The organism is Chryseolinea sp. T2 (assembly GCF_037203685.1).
Lineage (GTDB): Bacteria > Bacteroidota > Bacteroidia > Cytophagales > Cyclobacteriaceae > Chryseolinea.
Map to the genome: position 1 here is coordinate 538,173 of NZ_JBBCAU010000001.1, position 17,295 is coordinate 555,467.

A 17,295-nucleotide genomic window follows, 5' to 3' on the forward strand; every position below is an offset into this window, starting at 1 on the left:
TTTAGGAGATCTTTTAAGCTGTGCGATCCATACACCGCTGATAGAACTCCTTCATCTCATGGTGCGCCTTATCCCAGGAAAATCGTTTTGCGTTCGCCCGTTGGCTTGCAATAACATCCTCCCGATACTTTGTTGTTTCAAGCTTGGTTAACACATCCAATGCCCCTCCAAGGTTATCATTTTCAAGCAGCAACGGACTGTCTTGCATAATCTCAGGGATACACGAGTTATTAAATGCGATCACGGGACATCCGCAATGCATGGCCTCAAGAAGTGGAATCCCGAAACCTTCGTACAAAGAGGGATATATAAACGCATGAGCATGCTGATAGAGCGACCTCAATTTTTCATCGCTCAAGTCGTTTAACAAGGTTACTCTTTCACCAAACTCTGACATCATTTTTGTTTCTTCTTCCGTGAATTTGGATCCGGCAACAACAAGATGATAGCTTGATTTCCGTAAGACGTTTACAACAAACTGAAAATTTTTGTAGTTGCCTCTTGCCCCTACAAATAACAAGTAAGGCTCCGGAGTCTTAACAACAGGAGGAGTTTGAACATCACTAGTGTAAGTGTCGCTGCATCCATTGTAGATTACAGTAACAAGCTTTTCTTTGGCCTCAGGAAAAAAGCGATACAGATCTTTTAACGTATTCTGGCTAATGCAGACTATTCCATGGGCGTTCTTAATAGCGTCTTTCTTTTGACGATAATTTAACAGCTGTTTCAGTCCCTTGACAAAGAACTGGTGTGTAAAGTCGTGAATCGTAACTACGTTAATTGCATTCTTGTTACTGGATGTCCTAAGGTACGTCGAATGAAATATGAACTTCGCTGTTAAACCTGCGACTGGTGCCGAGGTGTTTCTCAATAACTGCAGGGGCCAGTTCTTTTCAGGTAGTAGCTTTATGCCACCACTATGTATCTGGATGAATTCATCATTCAAGTACTTACCGGCAGGAACAGTCAGAATAGTTAAGTCGGAATGATCCTGCTTAAAGCGACGGATAAATTCATTCCAGTAAGTGGTGACACCACCAAATTTATGGAGGGCAAAAACAAGCGAGTCAAATACAATTTTCATAGCGATATCTCTCGTACGATAATCAATCAATCATGTTGAAGCACCTGGAAATCCATGCTGTGCTTCATCCTTTCATCTTGCGATCTCTTTGAAAAGTGGCCGGGTTACCGGTATATATTTTCCACGGTTCGAGGTCTTTGGCAGCCACAGAATTCACCGTGAGAATCGCATGCGATTTGCACGTCACACCTGGACAAACCACTGATCTTGCGCCGACCCAGGTACCATTCTCTAAAACTATCTTCCCGAGACGATAGCGGAAATCGCTATACGTGTAGTCGTGGTTTCCGGTAAGAAGCATCGCGCCCTGTGAAATGCTCACATGGTCGCCGATGGTGACATCCTCGAGGTTATCGATCCAAACATCCTCTCCGATCCAGCAATGCTTTCCAATAACAAGCCTCCATGGGTTCTTAATTCTCACACGCGTTTTTATAACAAGGCCTTCACCTACACGCGCGCCAAAGAGCTTAAGTAGCCCTCGTTTGAACCCGTATGGCCAGGGCAGTGAACTGTTAAAGATGAAGTAGTTCACGAAATACCACAGCAGAACTTTTACCTTCGAACCGGCCCTGTATTCGCCAGTGCTGAACTTAGAAAGATCGGTAGTTATCATAATGGGAGTGTCTAATCATTTCACGGGGATCCTAACTACTCGCTTATAGATCGCTTCAATCCGATCCAGAGAACCCTCGGTCTCAAATCTTCGTGCATTGACAATCCCGCGCGAGATTGCCTCTGACCTTGCCTGGGGAGATAATGTAACGACTTCCTCGACGATCACTGCTGATTTCTCTGCCCATCGTTCTGAAGCAGTTGCTTCAAGTGGTTGCCTTGGAATAAGGTATGCTGCATCGCCTGCCACTTCGCTCATCGGTGCTTCTCCCGTCGTAATCACTATTGTTCCAGAAGCCATTGCTTCGGCAATGGGCCATCCGAAACCTTCACCCAGTGAAGGAAACAAAAACAACGACGCCCCCGCATACGCCAAAATTATTTGATCATCGTTGATGTTCGTGAGGCAATAAATGTCAGGTCGATATTGTGACTTGTCAACTCTCGATTGTAACTCTGTTGTAAGCTCAGCTCCGACCAGCAACAATGGTAATGGGTTAGCAGTCATTCTTCTCCATGCATCGTAAATCATGATCACACCAAGCCTGTTCTTATACCAGGCATTCCCTCCAACATGCAGAATATAACCACGTGTAAGATCGATCCCTGCCTCCTTGCCAAAAGATGTACGGGCAGTTCTGGTATCAAGCTGCGCGAATTTTTGATGAAGCCCGTTGTAAACAACTTCTGAAATCTCAGGTTGCTGGAGCACGAGTTCATCCAGTTCTTCTTTAGTCTTTAATGAAACTGAAATAAAATACTTACCGCGTGAAAATCCCTTTCGGATCATTGTCTGATATTTTCTGCCGCTCCAGTTTATCGGATTCTCAGGGATCTCACCAAGTGCCGATTTCAGCGCAAGAAAATCGTGGCAGTGTATAACGTGTGCTCTAGACGCAATTGGCTTGACCCACAGGCCAAGAGACTGATCGGTTAAAACGAAGAGCGTGTCAGCGGGCTGCCTGCGAACACGTCGCTTCAATTCGCCCGAAAACAAGATGTAGTGATCCACATAACTAAGCCATTTCTGAATGAATGGATGTGTGCTTAATTTTGCCAGCTTAGACTTTGGCGTCCAGGTTTCAACTTGATGACCGCGTCTTGCCATACCCTCAGCAAGCAGCCTGGCAAAACGAATCATGCTTTTGTTGCCAAGGTATTCGGGATGGGCAAGAAATATCAACTGCATAGTTAGTGCGCTCTTATCGTTCGGTCAGATAAATCGAATTGAAAACGAGTCAGTGGTGACAGCTTTCAATTCCAGCCGTCCAAAAACGGTACCACTTACGAATCTGGTAAGATGAAAAATTACTTACGACTTGTCCTCATTTGTTTGCGACTATCATTTTGCCGGCCATTTTAACCAGAAGGCTCATCCTCCCCTTTTCATTAAAGGCATAAGGGAATGACACGACGATACGCTTCCATTTAGGCCAAAACACTCGCGATTCAGCCGATATATACGACCACAAATATTGTGGCTTTCCGTTGTAAAGTAGGTTGCGAATAGATTGGCGGAAATGGTAAGAGCAAAGATCGATATTGAAGTAATCTACAAGATGGCTGCGGTCATAATTACCAGACAGCTGATCAATTAATTTCTCGTAAATTGTTGTTTGCTCCCTGAACAAGGTGCCCTGCTTGTTCATGTAATTGGTCGCAGTGTTTTCATGGCGCCGTACATAGGTTGCCTGGAAGTCACTGAGTACAACTGAACGTGTTCTGGCTATTCGTGCCCAGATTTCAAAATCCCCTGCCATCTTATAATTTTCGTCGAATCCTCCGCTATCCAACACATCTTTCACACGCGTGGATATGTTTGAGAGATTACCAGGGAAATTTCCGAAGAGAAAAAACGCCAGTTGCGAAAGAGAGGGAGCAACCTTACGCGGTAACAGGTCATAAATGTACTGACCTTTGACGCTAAGTTGAAGTATATCCTTCCAGTTAAAAACAATGTAGGCAACATCATCTGTACTTTTGGACCATTCTTCAACAACCGCGCGAAGCGCACCCGGATTGAAGTAATCGTCTGCACAAAGACAATACGCAATATCTGATTTAGGAGTCGTATACAGAAAGTTGAGATTACCGTCAATGCCGAGGTTCTTCTCTTGTTTATATACACGGATACGAGGATCCTTCAGAGAATCCAAATATTCACGAGTGCCATCGGTTGATCCATTGTCGCTGATAACCAGTTCCCAATCTTCGAAATCCTGACTCAAGACTGAATCGACTGCCTCTTTTACATATGGCATACCGTTCCAAACAGGAGTTAGTACTGAAATGGCAGGCTTCTTTGTTTGCATAACTATTTATATACTTTGACTACGATAAACTTGATCCGCTCCCAAGCAAACCGAACATACCCAATCTGTTCTTTTCTGAAGGCCGCCGGCGAGAACATAGGTTCCAGCTGTTATCATTTGCCTTCGAATGAGGTTGAATTTTGGTAATTTCTACTATCAAAAGTAGCCAAACCCCGCATCCGTGGCCAATGATCAATATTTTTGAATGTTGTGATATTTCTCATTACAAGTACTTATTGCTCAGATAGTAGCAAATAAGGTGTGCTGGGCCGATTTCAATCGATCCAGAGTGAAACTCACCAGCCTTGAATCACGTACAAAGCAACCGTTTGTACCTGTCGATTTCGATCGGAGATTGCAGGTTCTGATCAATAACGATGCACAACCTTATTCTCTATTTCTTCGGGTTGTGGCCATCAAAGATATATTAGATGTGAGTGTATCGGTTTGGGAGAAATTCTGAGATCGGTAACACTTTATGTTCTCAGTACTCAGTAATGAATCATTCGAAAAGGCATGTAAAAAAACGGATTCTAAAAGGCTCCCCGATTTACAAGGAATCATTACTTTTATGAAAATTGAGTTTAAATGCAGGTTGTACAGACATGCGTCGGGAGGTTTCATCATTTTCACTTAGCCCGACAATTCGAAAAAAGAAAATTGTTGAAGAGCATCTGGACTGGATATCCGAAGTTTAAGCTCAAAGATGAAGAAGGCATTCCTTTTGATAAGATCAAAACGTTTCCCTGGCTCCAGGTTCCCTACATGGTGGCAAGAGGCAAGTTTGCTCTCACTAGTTGGCCGTGGCTGGATTCTGCGTGGGCCCAAGCCAGTTGTGAAGCTTTAGATAAGCATGTTGCCTCTTCACTCGACTCCCCGGAAGTATTGATAGCTCTGGCCAATTCCGGACTGGTCTCCGGAAAAAGGATTCAACAGCTCGGAGGAAAATATATTTGTGATCGTCCAAATAGTCATATAAGATTTCAGCGTGATATACTCGTTGAGGAGCACAAGCGCTGGGGCTATGATTTTAAAATGGATGACAGAGCTATTGCTCGTGAAGAGGAAGAATATGCTACAGCAGACAAAGTCAGCATGCCTTCTGAATTTACGAAATCTAGCTTCATCAAAATGGGAGTTGATGAACGAAAGATTTTAAAAATTCCCTATGGCGCGAACCTCCACAGGTTTAAGAAGGTGGCGAATCCTGATCCAAATAAGTTTACGGTTTTGTGGGTGGGACAAGTCATTCTTAGAAAGGGTTTCATGTATGCCCTTGAAGCCTTTCAAAAATTCAAACATCCAAATAAGGAATTTAATGTAATCGGACAGTTAAGCGCTGAGATTGCTGAACTGGTTAAGAAACAAGACCTCACAGGAGTTAACTTTCTTGGTACTGTTCCGAACACTCTCTTGTCAAAAAAATATAGCGAAGCAAACGCATTCGTATTGCCCAGTGTTGAAGAAGGATTAGCAATGGTAATGGGCGAGGCACTTGCGTGTGGCTGTCCCGTGATAGCCAGCACAAACACCGGTGCATCTGATCTTTTTGAACATGGAAAGCAAGGCTTCATCATAGATATCAGATCGTCGCAGGCGATTACTGACGCTTTGCAAAACCTTGCTGATGATGCTGATCTTCAGCGAAGGATGTCCGAAGCCGGCATGGAACGTGTCAAAAGTATTAGCGGCTGGGATCGCTATGGCGAACTGTTTGCCACAGAGGTAAACAAGTTGGCAGGGCAGTAACTGCATGAGCCAACATTCGGCATTTGAAGCTTAACAACTATCCTTGTTCGGTTAGTTTGGCGCTGAACTCCATTTCAATCGCTTAAAAGGCACGCCACTAACTACTCGCGATAAGTGGAAAATAACCACGTATAAAAGGGCCATTTGAAGCCATCCCCGAATCAGGAACGAACCGATCTGGGTTACACTCTCCAGCTGCAGAAACTGAAAAAACGTTGTGAGCGCAAGCAGTCCGCAGAAACTGAATCTTGTTGAGTGATGTTCCGACGCTGATTCATCATTTGTCAATGTCTTCTTCTGTTCCTGAAACTTATCGACAAGATAAAAGACGATGATCATGCCTGCACCAAGTAGCCCGAGATACCACCATCCAAATGTCGCCATTCCCAAGCCAGCGAAATGGCCAACCCTGAAACCACCACCTGTTCCCTGACCTCCGGAAGCCAGATAGATCATATCTCCGTGTGAATTGGAATAGGCCAACTCTTTGTCAATATCAAACCCGAAAAATTTGATAACTGGATCTGGCACCGATCCAATAAGATAGGCATATGCAAAGTCGAGCATATCTGGATCGTATTCTCCCAGCATGTCAGCACGTTCCAAACTCAAATCTGCAAACTTTACGTTAGAAAAACGGTTGGCAAACACGTTATCCACATATAGTTCGTCCCAATCGGGATCTATTAGTTCTGCGCCGAGGTCATTAATACGCCTTTCACGGATTGCCTCCTTATCATCATATGCTTCGAGCGTCCTCAGTAAAAGAGTCTCGGCCGAAATTTCTGTCCTTTCGCCGCGCACGATAACCATCGCTGTTCTAAGGTCAGCCAATGGACCAACAAGCAACCACAGGCCCAGAGCTCCGATAATAACATTCCGCAGCGTAAAAAACTTTGGCTTGAACACTCCTATGAAGCAAGCAACGAGATAAGCAAATGCAATCGTCGTAAACCCAAACATGAAAGCACCAGTACTATTTCGTCCGATTGCTAAAGCAAATAAAACGAGCGTGAATACTCCCAGCGGTATAAGGTTTGAACCGATAGTCTTGGACTTACGGCCGTATAAGGCTCCGCATATTATAACGTATGGTGCGTATGTAAATGTCGACAGTGACTGGACCAATTTATCGAGCGGCTGACCTGTAGGATCTCGTCCCAAATCCGGGTTCATAAAGTACACGTAGTACATTGAAACCAATCCAACGAATCCCATAATCCACAACTGCATATCGGTTGGCGGGGTGTAGAAGCCCAGCACTTTCATGACAGAAACGGATCGATCGGACGTACTCCTCATTAGAAATCTGTAAATGGCATGCGCGACTAAAAGCACTGCCATCCCCGCGAGAGCATGCAGAAATACATGTTCGGGATATTCAAGGTTAAATACTACAGGTTTACCTTCGAGAGTTGTGAACAACAGCGGAAACAAAAAGGAAGTGGAAGCGTACCCGAAAATGATGAACGACGAAAACAAGTAAGTGCGCATCAGATTTGGGCGCATGAAAGCTGTAGAATACAATAGCCAGCCCAGGCCGATAAAAACGACGATAGCCAGGTTCGTAACCTCGGGGAAAAAGATCGTCTGAATTGCTGCCAGAATGAAGTACACGATCCAGGATCCCTGGCGAACCCGGCCAATAAAATATTGACTGTTCGCTTCCTCCGTCAGTGTGGTCTTAACCTCAATTCTATTTGGTTCCATGGCTAAAGGAAATTAGTTAAGAGCCGATTTCAACGCGCTACCAACATAGCAAGATACTCGAAACACGGTTCATCAAAAAAGAGACGCCGGCCCTGACAGGCAGGTTTCATTTGTCCAAAGTTGCCTAAATCAACCCAAAACAGGAAATGATCGATATCTTTGAAAAAGGTGATATTGCTCACAGCAACAACGCAGTAGGTTCAATCGTTTGGAATCTAGCCCCAGCGTGGATATAAAAAATACTACCTCACAAAAATACTACTGGTACCCATCAAAGCGTTCGCTGAAAGCTCCCTTTTTATCGCTGGAATTTTAAATCCTCACAGGGCACCGGCGTAAATGCTGCGCGTCGGCAAAAAAAACTGAAATTAGGTGGTTACCGGTATCTCATCGATCTTCGCTTCCCAAAAGGGGGGAAGTGAGTGATATTTGTTCCCAATACGGTACGTATTCAGCGGAAGAGCATTCAGATTCTTCAGAAATCTGTTGATCAGGCGACGTAGTTAGTCCCATAAATGCTTTCCAGGTTAAAAACTTAGTTAAACCCTAAATTGTATTGTGATGAGGTTAGTGATGAGGTTAGTATTCTCCATTGTTTTGTTCAGCTGGTCCAATGTGCTATTTGCCGTTGACTATTATGTCGGTGGCGCAGGCGCATCAGATAGTAATCCCGGAACAGCTTCGCAGCCGTTCGCAACCATTCAAAAAGCGGCTTCAGTAGCGAAAGCAGGCGATGTGGTGAATGTAAGATCAGGCACTTATCGTGAAACCATCACCCCGGCAAATTCGGGTGCGGCTGGAAGCCCAATCACATATCAGGCAGAATCAGGCGCAACAGTAATCATCAGCGGTGCAGATCCTGTCACTTCTTCATGGAGCGTACACTCAGGTAATATTTATAAAACAACGTTTGACTTAGGTGAACCACTTTTCGATGAGTTCATGACCGGGTTTAACAATGAAAAATTTGACTACAACAATTCGGAAATGCTGGCTCAGCAAATATTTCAAAATGGTGAGATGCAATTCCTTGCCCAGTGGCCCAAGGTATCATCGCCTGACGGATTGATCGAGCGCGAAACCAGTCGCGGTAAAAACAAAACAAATTCATTCACACAAAACTCTATCAACGACGCGGCACTCAGTACTTTGGGCGACCTTAATGGAGCTTACGTATGGGTGAACGGTTGGTTCCTTTCATACACGCGAACCATTAACAGCCACAGCGGCACGACTATCAATTTCAATACTACGGATGCCGATATTCAATTCAGCAGATTCTACCGCGTGTTCGGTAAACTCAATCTGTTGACCGCCGAAAGAGAGTGGTACTGGGATGATGCATCTAACACTTTGTATTTATATCAGGCAGGAGGTGGCACGCCCACTAATGTTGAATTTAAGCAACGTAACTGGGGCTTCGACCTTAAAAACAAATCAAACATTACTATCAAAGGTTTACAGTTTTTCGCCTGCGAACCTGTGACAACTAATGCTGCATCGGTTAACACTATCATTGACAACATCAAAGCTAAGTATACTAACCACTCGGTATTGGAAACCAAAGGTGGCGCCGATGGCTACCATGACAGCGCTGTTCAAACAGGATTGAAGTTACTTGGTTCTGGAAGCGTTGTAAGAAACAGTGAGTTCAGGCACATGGCCGGCATGGGTATATGGGCCGGAAGCAATACCACAATAGAAAATAACTACTTCTACAACGGTTCGTATACTGGTCAGTATTCCGGATTTATCAAACCAATCTGGGGCGCTGGCAATATTAAGATCCTTAACAACACGTTCACGAAGTCCGGACGCGGGGCAATTGAATTCACTCCGGAAAACTCAGCAAGCAACTTGAATATAGAAATCGCCTACAATGACTTCAGCTATTTCAACATGCTGAACGTTGACGGTGGATGTATTTATAGTTCACGCGGCCTTGATATGACAGGTACCCGTATACATCACAACTGGTTCCACAATGATGGTGGATATGATGAGATGGGAACAGGAAAGCAGGCAGGTATTCAGGTGAATGGAGTTTACCTGGATCAGGCTGCAGGTCCGGTGACGCTTGATCATAACGTTTTTTGGAATGGAATGGACGATGGCGCTGATTTTTACAACGACATTACCTACGAGGGAAGAACTGCAACGGGAACTCTCGTATATAACAACACTTTCGCATCTGTCAACAAGGGTACGGCCTTCTCATATGCAACATATGATACCTCTCCCCACGATGTTCAGCGAAACAATATCTATCGGATGGGCATCCTGATCAATTGGGGAGCCAGCCCTGGTAACGTGGCGAACGCCCTTCTTTCCGGTGTATCTCCGAACTTTGTGGGCAGCGGCAATTCAGGTCTTGTTTTCAGGTTGAACGCTGGTTCTCCAGCCATTAACGCTGGTACGACGATCAATGGAATTACAGATGGCAGTGTCGGAGCTCCCGATATCGGAGCTTATGAATTCGGCGGGACCGAGTGGGTTCCAGGTTATAAGCCGGTATCAGTCTCTGTTACGCCAAACACGCCGCCTACAGTCGCTATTACCGCTCCGACAAATAATACTTCAGTTGCTCCCGGCACAACGATTAATATCACGGCCAACGCTTCAGACAATGGTTCTGTAACTAAGGTGGAGTTCTTTGATGGCACAACCAAACTTGGCGAAGATACTACAAGCCCTTACTCGTTTGCATGGAATGGCGCGACTGCGGGAACACACACGCTCACTGCAAAAGCAACAGACAATGCAGCTGCTACTACAACATCAGCTCCAATAACAATTACAGTGACTGCTGCAGCCAACGCAAAACCAACTATTACACTGACGTCACCGCTGGCCAATTCGCAATCTCAAGCCGGAACTGCAATAAACATTACAGCCACAGCTACAGATACAGACGGCACAGTAACGAAAGTTGAATTTTTTGACGGTGCTACTAAACTCGGTGAGGATATTTCAAGCCCTTACACTTTCAATTGGGCAAGCCCGTCAGCAGGCACACACGTTCTTACGGTTAAAGCTACTGACAATTCAAACAATGTCACCACTTCAACAGCGGTAACGATCACCGTAGTTGCACCCGCAGGCGGACCAACTGTTTCAATAACTTCACCTGCTAACAATGCATCTTTCACTTTCGGATCGAGCATAAGCATAACAGCAACAGCCGCAGCCACTAGTGGAACAGTTTCAAAAGTTGAATTTTTTGACGGTGCTACTAAACTTGGCGAGGATACAACAAGCCCCTACGCCTTCACCTGGGCAAGCCCGGCAGCCGGAACACATGTTCTAACGGCAAAAGCCACCGACAATTCCAACAAAGTCACGACTTCCGCGCAGGTAACTGTCACGGTAGCTGCTGCCAACGGACCAACTGTAGCGATTACTTCGCCTGCTAACAATGCATCTTTTGCTTCGGGAGCGAGCATAGATATAACGGCAACAGCCGCAGCTGTAAGTGGTACTGTCTCAAAGGTTGAGTTCTTTGCAGGTAGTGTGAAATTAGGCGAGGATACGACAAGCCCTTACGCCTTCACGTGGGCTAGCCCGTCTGCAGGCACACACGTTCTGACAGCAAAGGCAACTGACAGTTCCAACAAGAGCACAACATCATCGGGTGTCTCCGTTGTCGTTGAATCTCCCGTAGGACTGACGGTTTCTATAACATCACCGTCAAATAATTCGACCAGTGCGATAGGCGCGGCTATAAACATCACTGCAAGTGCTGAGATAAGCAGTGGTTCAATCAGCAAGGTTGAGTTCTTTGAAGGAGATACCAAGCTTGGCGAGGACCTCGATGCACCATACACTTACAGCTGGACCGGAGCTGCATCAGGAACCTACGTACTGACAGCAGTGGCATCAGACGCAAAGGGTGCAACAGCAACATCAGCTCCTGTCACCGTCACGGTGAACGCAGCGGAAACACCTGACATTGCTGCAACTGATCTTCAGGCTGGAATACCCAGATATTTTTCACCGAACAACGATGGAACGGGTGACGTTTGGGCATGGGCTGAAAACCCAGCCTACACAAACGCTGCACTGCAGGTCTATAACCGCTCAGGCCAGAAAGTATATGAAGCGCCGTCATACGCAAATTCGTGGAGCGGCAACTCAACAGACGGACGTTCACTGCAGGATGGAGATTACTACTACATCGCCCAGCTAACCAATGGTGCGGTTCTTAAAGGCGCAGTAAGAATTGTTCGATAGCAAATGTCACGATCTAACCGAGTTTACTTAATGCGTCACGAGAATCATTAAGCGCAACGCGGGCTTCTGAAAAATAAGAGATAGGTTCACAAGACCTATCTCTTATTTTTTTCTCCCGGTCACAGTGGACAACATTCCTTTTCCTTTCCTGATAAGATTAAAGACCACCTGTCTGAATCTTGTCCTCACGTCCGGAGGTAACGATTTGTAATACGAGTAGAAGTTTCCCATGCAGAGCATAATGCCAATGAAAGCGAGCAAATAGGTAAACTTGGGGAATAACGCGATGGCGATCATGGTCGCAGCCGAGACTATTATAGAAATCGTGGCCTTGTTGAACGAGCGTGCCGGCCAGCGCAATTCTTTACTCACGAGCCATGTTCTGGCTATAATAACATATCCAACAACAGCTGCGGTCTCAGAAGCCACAATAGCCAGTCCCGCTCCTGGCAATCCGAATATTGGAACCAGGCCTACAACCAGGCCCACGACGATAACAGCGGATAAACAAGACATTACAAGCTGCGGTCTCATCAAATTGTTACCCGTCACCACGGCAATTGCCGGTTGAGCGATGGCAAAAATGAGCACCGACAATGAGAGGAATGCAAACAGAAGCGGATCAAACTGTATCCTGCCATGCGTCCATAACTCAAACAAGGGCGCAATCATCGCCTGCAAGACAATCACTCCAGGAGATATCAGACCGACAACGACAATCCAGATGGTGCTAAAACCAGCCTCAATTCGAACCTGGTCGCGCTCATGCAGAAAGCGCATGAGATCTGGCATAAGAGGATTTGTAATCGAATTTAATCCCTGCAAAGCAACATTCGCACCCGTTCTCATAGTGGAGAAAGCCGCCAGTCCAACAGCTCCGGCAACCGGCGCCAGAACCAGACGGACACCTTGTTGCCGCAGATTCTCCAGAATGATCTTTCCGGTTATTGCCGTTGACTTTGCAAAGTTTGTCAAACCTACTTTCCACGAAGGCTTGATGAACGCAATCCGTTCACGCTTCATCAGCCTGAACATATCATAATAGATAGGCACGTAGAAAATAATCGAGCCTATTGCATAGATAGCACCCGCCTGAAGAAAATCTGCTCCAAGTATTACTGCGATTGCTGGCAAAGACTGTGAAAATATCAGGTGAAGTACACCCCACCAGGCAAGTCGTGCATACTGACCAAACGCCTCAAGAGACCGCACGAAAAAACCGGTAAATGCAGACGTACCAACCCAATTGACGCCGACGAGAAACAGAACCTTATTGGCATCAGAAATCAGTGAAGAATTAATACTGTTCGATTCTCCAATAAGGAACGGTACAAATGCAAATTGAATCAGGATTTGTATGAGCAGCAATTCAAATGCAGCAACAAAAAGACCGATAAGAAGGGCTGACCAAAGGTAGCGGCAAAAGGTTACCATATCAATCCTTGCTAATCGCAGCAGCTCGTATCCGACGTAGGTGTGATGACCCAGGTCAAGCAGCGTCAGCATAATAATCAGAGACTGGATCGCTATCCAAACCCCATAAATTTCAGGACTCCAGTAAGTAAGATAGATCGGAACCAGTACCACCTGAAAGATCATCGTTATGATGATCCTCGTCCAGGCGGCAGCGGTTCCTGAGATCAATCGGCCAGCGGTCGACATTGGTCAATACGTACGGTTAAAAAGTTCATGTGAAATAATCCTGCGACCCCACGACCATCCAAAGTCGCAACACCATTGCAGTCTGAAATTGTCTTTCCCTGTAAGTAGTTATTGAAGATTAAGAAATACTGAATTCCTTCGCGTCTTTCTTCTTCTTCTTTTGTGATCCATAGCTATATCCGTAGCCGTACGATTGCTTAGAATTCTCCTGAGTATCGTTCACGACGATCATCGGGTGGGCAAGCTTGTTGTTCGTGTAGATATCGTCTATAATCTCTGTGCTCGCTTTTGTCGTATAGTTCGATCTGATAATATAGATCGTCGAATCAATCAGCGGTCCAAGACTGAAAGCATCTGCAACCTTGCCCACAGGTGCTGTGTCAATGATGACGTAATCAAAGCTCGCCTTAAGAGAATTTATCAGATAGGCCAGGTTAGGAGATGTCATCAATTCAGCTGGATTAGGAGGCAACGATCCTGCGCTGGCGATATATAACCCAGGTACAGTATTATGCGGCCGGATAATGTCTTCAATTGAAATCTTCTTCGCGCCCACCAGGTAATCGGAGATACCCATGCCTGGCGCACGTCCCAGTTGTTTTGAAAGACTTGGCATCCTGAGATCAAGTTCAAGCAACGCAACTTTCTTTCCTACCAGCGTAAGACTTGCCGCGAGGTTGATACTGAAGAATGTCTTGCCCTCACCGCTGGCGCTCGAAGTAATCATGACCACCTTATTCTCTTTTCCAGCCGTAGCAAACTGGAGATTCGATCTGATCAATCGGAACAGCTCGGCAATTGAGCTACCAGTATCTTCTGTTACAATTAGGCTGCGGCCTGAATTGTTATGTGAAATTTCTCCGAGGATAGGAGTTTCGGTAAGTTGACGAACATCGCGTTTTGTTTCAATCTTGTCATTCAACATTCCCTTTACGTAAATTCCAGAGAAAGGAATTCCAATTCCAAGTACGATAGCCATTAAGTAAACCAGTGCCGGCTTCGGACTAACAGGCCTGTCAAGCTCTATGGCAGGATCCAGCGTGCGCGTCTTTGGAACAGTAACTTCAAGTGCCAGCGCTGACTCTTCGCGCTTCTGCAACAAATAGAGGTACAGATTTCCTTTGATACCTTGTTGTCTGCTGATCTCAAGAAGATTTCTTTCTATCGATGGAACCTTCTGTATTTGCGAACGGTACCTGCCGGAATTGCTTTGCAATCTCTTTTGGGTAATCAGCAATCCACTCTTGATGTTGTGAAGGTTTTCGAGAATATTCAGCTGCAGGCTGCCTAACTGCTCGTTCAAATCCTGAACAAGCGGGTTGCCGGGAAGTGTCGTCCTCAGCATACGCTCACGCTCTAACTGCAGTTCATTGAACTTTGTAATCAACTGAGCAAGTGTTGGATCTTCGATGCTGAGATTGCTCGGCACCATTTCCAATTTGCCTGACTTATTGTTAATGTAGTTTTCAATTGACTCCAAAACGTCTATCTGAATTCCAATCTCCGAAAGTTGACGATTGGATTCGGACGCCTCTGTGAGATATTGACCAGCATTTGAAGCGACATCTGTTACCTCATTTGCCTGCTTGAACTGTTCAACATTTTTCTCTACGTCTGTTATCTCTGAAGTGAGGAACTTTAAACGATCATCAATAAATGAAATTGTCGTTTTAGCCACAAGATTACGGTCTTCCAACGCCTCCTCACGATAAAGTTCAAGCAGTTTGTTGATGATATCCTTTCCTTTTTGAGGAACTGATTCAATCAGACTGATCGTAATTACACTTGCCTTCTTGTTGATTGCTTCAACCTTGAGGACCTCATTGTAACTGTTAGCTAGTTTATTAATGTCGTGAAATAAAATGTCGATTGGCTCTGACGACCGTGTTCCAGCTGCAGCAATCACAGTGAAGATACCATATGGCTTACTCACTTCTTCACCAAACTTGTGGCTGCTCACATCGCCTTCGTCGTCGCTTAGCTCAAACGTTGTTGAGGTTTTGCGGGTAACGGTGATCACCTTTCCATAAGCCGTCGGGTGAAGCTTAGTAATGCTTAACCTTATGGGCAATTCGCTTCCGTATATTTCCTTCTTCTTAAACCTGCCATTTATATAGTACGTCGCATTCAATCCCAAATCATTGAAGACACGATGCATAAGACTGTTTGCACGCAGTACCTCAATTTCGTTATCAATACGCTGTTTGGTACTGAAGAAGTTGATTTCACCAAGTGACTGATTACCGTTACCAAGCGCAGCGGCGTCTGCTTCCTCATTCTTCAATAGAATTGAACTCGATATCTTGTATTGAGGCGTGGCCTGATAGAGGTAGCCAAATGCCAACCCAACGCACACAACGAGACTCAAAACAAATACATACCAGTACTTGCCGTACCTGGATATAATCTGACGAAGGTCTACGTTCTCTTCCGTTCCTAACTTTTCTCTCAGACTCATGACGCTTTGTTTAGTTGTTTGGTGTTAGTCGTTTATGATTCTATGCCTAGTTGTCTGGTCCTAGTTGTAAATAGTGATGAGAACAAATCCAGCCGTTGTTATCAAAGCACTCCAGATTCCAATAAGTCTATTGCCTGGAGCAGTTTGGGCTGTTTTAACTTTGTTGTCGGGTTCCACGTATACGATATCGTTTTGCTGTAAATAATAGAATGGCGACGTGAGCACAGCTTTATTGTTGAGATTCAACCTTGCTGAAGTCCGTATCCCATCTTTTTCACGAATGATCAATACGTTCTCTCTGCGGCCAAACTCGGTCATATCACCCGCAAGCCCCAGCGCTTCAAGCACGTTGATCTTTTCCGTCTCCACAACAAATGTCGCGGGCTTTGTAACTTCTCCGATTACCGTGACCTTAAAATTGATGAAGCGCACATTAACTATGGGATTCTTGACCTGCGTCTTAATAAGGTCAGTCATCTTTTCAATAGCCTCTTCTTTAGTCAGGCCGGCTAAAGCAACTTTTCCGATTACAGGAAAATTGATGAAGCCATTCTTGTCCACCAGGTACCCCTCGTTAATCTTCTCTGCCAGTGTTCCCACGTTGCCGTTGGCGGGCAAGAGCACATTGTTATAAATAACGTTCGATTCCGCACTCAAACTCGACACCGTAATCGCAAGAATGTCGTCGGGTTGAATTTTTGGCGAGGCGTAGTTTTTAATCGGTACACCAGCGTCAGAATTTGACATGTCGCTGAAGTAAACCAGGTTCCTTTTACTGCAAGCTGATAACAGGCAGATGACTACCATCAACGAGAAAACTGACCTGCATAGATTCCTAAATAGATACATGTGACAGAGTTTGATTTTGAAAGTCCGGAGATTAGGGCGAAAGTCGCCGAGAGTACTCCAATATTAATGTGAAATATTTATTTAATCATCGCGCGCTGCGGGATATGTAAATCAATTTGTTAAGCCATCCTAAATGGGAGACTAAAATTACCCGGGCCGGCTGGACCACCAAATGACAACAGTCTAGCAGGGCTGTGATTATTATCATCGGTACCCGGATGGGCTGATAGTTAACGATTTCAATGAAAATAGGGCCTTTCGGCCCCCTTTCTGTGGTGTTTTTTGATTGAATATTATGCTGCTTTGTCCTTGAACTTGGTGAGCTGCGCCCTTAACGCGTCGGTCGCAAGGTCCGTTGCCTCTTCAAATGATCGTGCTTTTTCCACAGCAAACAGGTTGTTGCCTGGAACCCGGAGCTTAATTTCGACCGTCTTGTTTTCCTTGCCTTCGTTGTTGAGCCTTAGAAAAACCTCTCCGTCCACCATTCGATCATAAAACGTCTCCAATTTGTCTAGCTTCTTCTGGATAAAATTGATGAGCTTGATGTCAGCATCGAAATGGATGGAATGAACTTGCACCTTCATACGTCAAAAGATTTATGTGATGAAATAAAAAAACTGTCGGCC

At 45.2% G+C, this 17,295-nt stretch carries 12 protein-coding genes; 3 read left to right on the forward strand and 9 right to left on the reverse strand.

From position 1 onward, the window contains the following. Nucleotides 1–13: 13 nt before the first annotated feature. The 4 genes from WBG78_RS02325 to WBG78_RS02340 all read right to left on the reverse strand — a co-directional run bounded on the left by WBG78_RS02325 (nt 14) and on the right by WBG78_RS02340 (nt 4,011). Nucleotides 14–1,084 carry a glycosyltransferase family 4 protein gene (locus WBG78_RS02325; RefSeq protein WP_337324748.1) on the reverse strand — a complete coding sequence of 357 codons (1,071 nt, stop codon included), beginning with the start codon at nt 1,082–1,084 and terminating at the stop codon, nt 14–16. Between the two features lie 64 nt (nt 1,085–1,148). After that, nucleotides 1,149–1,700 carry a WcaF family extracellular polysaccharide biosynthesis acetyltransferase gene (locus WBG78_RS02330; RefSeq protein WP_337324749.1) on the reverse strand — a complete coding sequence of 184 codons (552 nt, stop codon included), beginning with the start codon at nt 1,698–1,700 and terminating at the stop codon, nt 1,149–1,151. A gap of 15 nt (nt 1,701–1,715) precedes the next feature. Beyond that, a complete protein-coding gene (locus tag WBG78_RS02335) occupies nt 1,716–2,888 on the reverse strand; it encodes a glycosyltransferase (protein WP_337324750.1) in 1,173 nt (390 codons plus the stop codon). A gap of 136 nt (nt 2,889–3,024) precedes the next feature. Then, nucleotides 3,025–4,011: a glycosyltransferase family 2 protein gene (locus WBG78_RS02340; protein WP_337324751.1), complete on the reverse strand. Its 987-nt coding sequence runs from the start codon at nt 4,009–4,011 to the stop codon at nt 3,025–3,027. Nucleotides 4,012–4,300: 289 nt separating this feature from the next. Here WBG78_RS02340 and WBG78_RS02345 point away from each other — a divergent pair, with 289 nt between their 5' ends. Both WBG78_RS02345 and WBG78_RS02350 read left to right on the forward strand, forming a co-directional pair. Continuing rightward, complete coding sequence (locus WBG78_RS02345) at nt 4,301–4,474, forward strand: hypothetical protein (RefSeq protein ID WP_337324752.1); 174 nt, start codon at nt 4,301–4,303, stop codon at nt 4,472–4,474. 200 nt (nt 4,475–4,674) lie between these two features. After that, nucleotides 4,675–5,760: a glycosyltransferase family 4 protein gene (locus WBG78_RS02350; protein WP_337324753.1), complete on the forward strand. Its 1,086-nt coding sequence runs from the start codon at nt 4,675–4,677 to the stop codon at nt 5,758–5,760. Between the two features lie 51 nt (nt 5,761–5,811). Here WBG78_RS02350 and WBG78_RS02355 read toward each other — a convergent pair whose 3' ends face one another. Next, entirely contained in the window at nt 5,812–7,470 is a 1,659-nt protein-coding gene (locus WBG78_RS02355) for a hypothetical protein (RefSeq protein WP_337324754.1), read from the reverse strand. A gap of 561 nt (nt 7,471–8,031) precedes the next feature. Between WBG78_RS02355 and WBG78_RS02360 the strand changes: the two genes are divergently transcribed. Next, entirely contained in the window at nt 8,032–11,700 is a 3,669-nt protein-coding gene (locus WBG78_RS02360) for an Ig-like domain-containing protein (protein ID WP_337324755.1), read from the forward strand. A 102-nt stretch (nt 11,701–11,802) separates the two neighbouring features. Here WBG78_RS02360 and WBG78_RS02365 read toward each other — a convergent pair whose 3' ends face one another. The 4 genes from WBG78_RS02365 to hpf all read right to left on the reverse strand — a co-directional run bounded on the left by WBG78_RS02365 (nt 11,803) and on the right by hpf (nt 17,253). Beyond that, the gene (locus tag WBG78_RS02365) at nt 11,803–13,362 is read right to left on the reverse strand and encodes a lipopolysaccharide biosynthesis protein (protein ID WP_337324756.1); all 1,560 of its coding nucleotides are present in this window, start codon (nt 13,360–13,362) and stop codon (nt 11,803–11,805) included. Nucleotides 13,363–13,480: 118 nt separating this feature from the next. After that, nucleotides 13,481–15,820 carry a GumC family protein gene (locus tag WBG78_RS02370; RefSeq protein ID WP_337324757.1) on the reverse strand — a complete coding sequence of 780 codons (2,340 nt, stop codon included), beginning with the start codon at nt 15,818–15,820 and terminating at the stop codon, nt 13,481–13,483. A 60-nt stretch (nt 15,821–15,880) separates the two neighbouring features. Further along, nucleotides 15,881–16,567, reverse strand: a complete 687-nt coding sequence (locus WBG78_RS02375) for a polysaccharide biosynthesis/export family protein (protein ID WP_337324758.1) — start codon at nt 16,565–16,567, stop codon at nt 15,881–15,883. Between the two features lie 395 nt (nt 16,568–16,962). After that, entirely contained in the window at nt 16,963–17,253 is a 291-nt protein-coding gene (gene hpf, locus WBG78_RS02380) for a ribosome hibernation-promoting factor, HPF/YfiA family (protein WP_337324759.1), read from the reverse strand. Nucleotides 17,254–17,295 lie beyond the last annotated feature (42 nt).

Excerpts from the sequence above, each read along its gene's own strand:
- hpf (WP_337324759.1), bottom strand. The coding sequence starts at position 17,253 with ATGAAGGTGCAAGTTCATTCCATCCATTTCGATGCTGACATCAAGCTC.
- WBG78_RS02360 (WP_337324755.1), top strand. The coding sequence starts at position 8,032 with ATGAGGTTAGTGATGAGGTTAGTATTCTCCATTGTTTTGTTCAGCTGG.
- WBG78_RS02370 (WP_337324757.1), bottom strand. The coding sequence starts at position 15,820 with ATGAGTCTGAGAGAAAAGTTAGGAACGGAAGAGAACGTAGACCTTCGT.
- WBG78_RS02335 (WP_337324750.1), bottom strand. The coding sequence starts at position 2,888 with ATGCAGTTGATATTTCTTGCCCATCCCGAATACCTTGGCAACAAAAGC.
- WBG78_RS02355 (WP_337324754.1), bottom strand. The coding sequence starts at position 7,470 with ATGGAACCAAATAGAATTGAGGTTAAGACCACACTGACGGAGGAAGCG.
- WBG78_RS02365 (WP_337324756.1), bottom strand. The coding sequence starts at position 13,362 with ATGTCGACCGCTGGCCGATTGATCTCAGGAACCGCTGCCGCCTGGACG.
- WBG78_RS02330 (WP_337324749.1), bottom strand. The coding sequence starts at position 1,700 with ATGATAACTACCGATCTTTCTAAGTTCAGCACTGGCGAATACAGGGCC.
- WBG78_RS02375 (WP_337324758.1), bottom strand. The coding sequence starts at position 16,567 with ATGTCAAATTCTGACGCTGGTGTACCGATTAAAAACTACGCCTCGCCA.
- WBG78_RS02325 (WP_337324748.1), bottom strand. The coding sequence starts at position 1,084 with ATGAAAATTGTATTTGACTCGCTTGTTTTTGCCCTCCATAAATTTGGT.
- WBG78_RS02340 (WP_337324751.1), bottom strand. The coding sequence starts at position 4,011 with ATGCAAACAAAGAAGCCTGCCATTTCAGTACTAACTCCTGTTTGGAAC.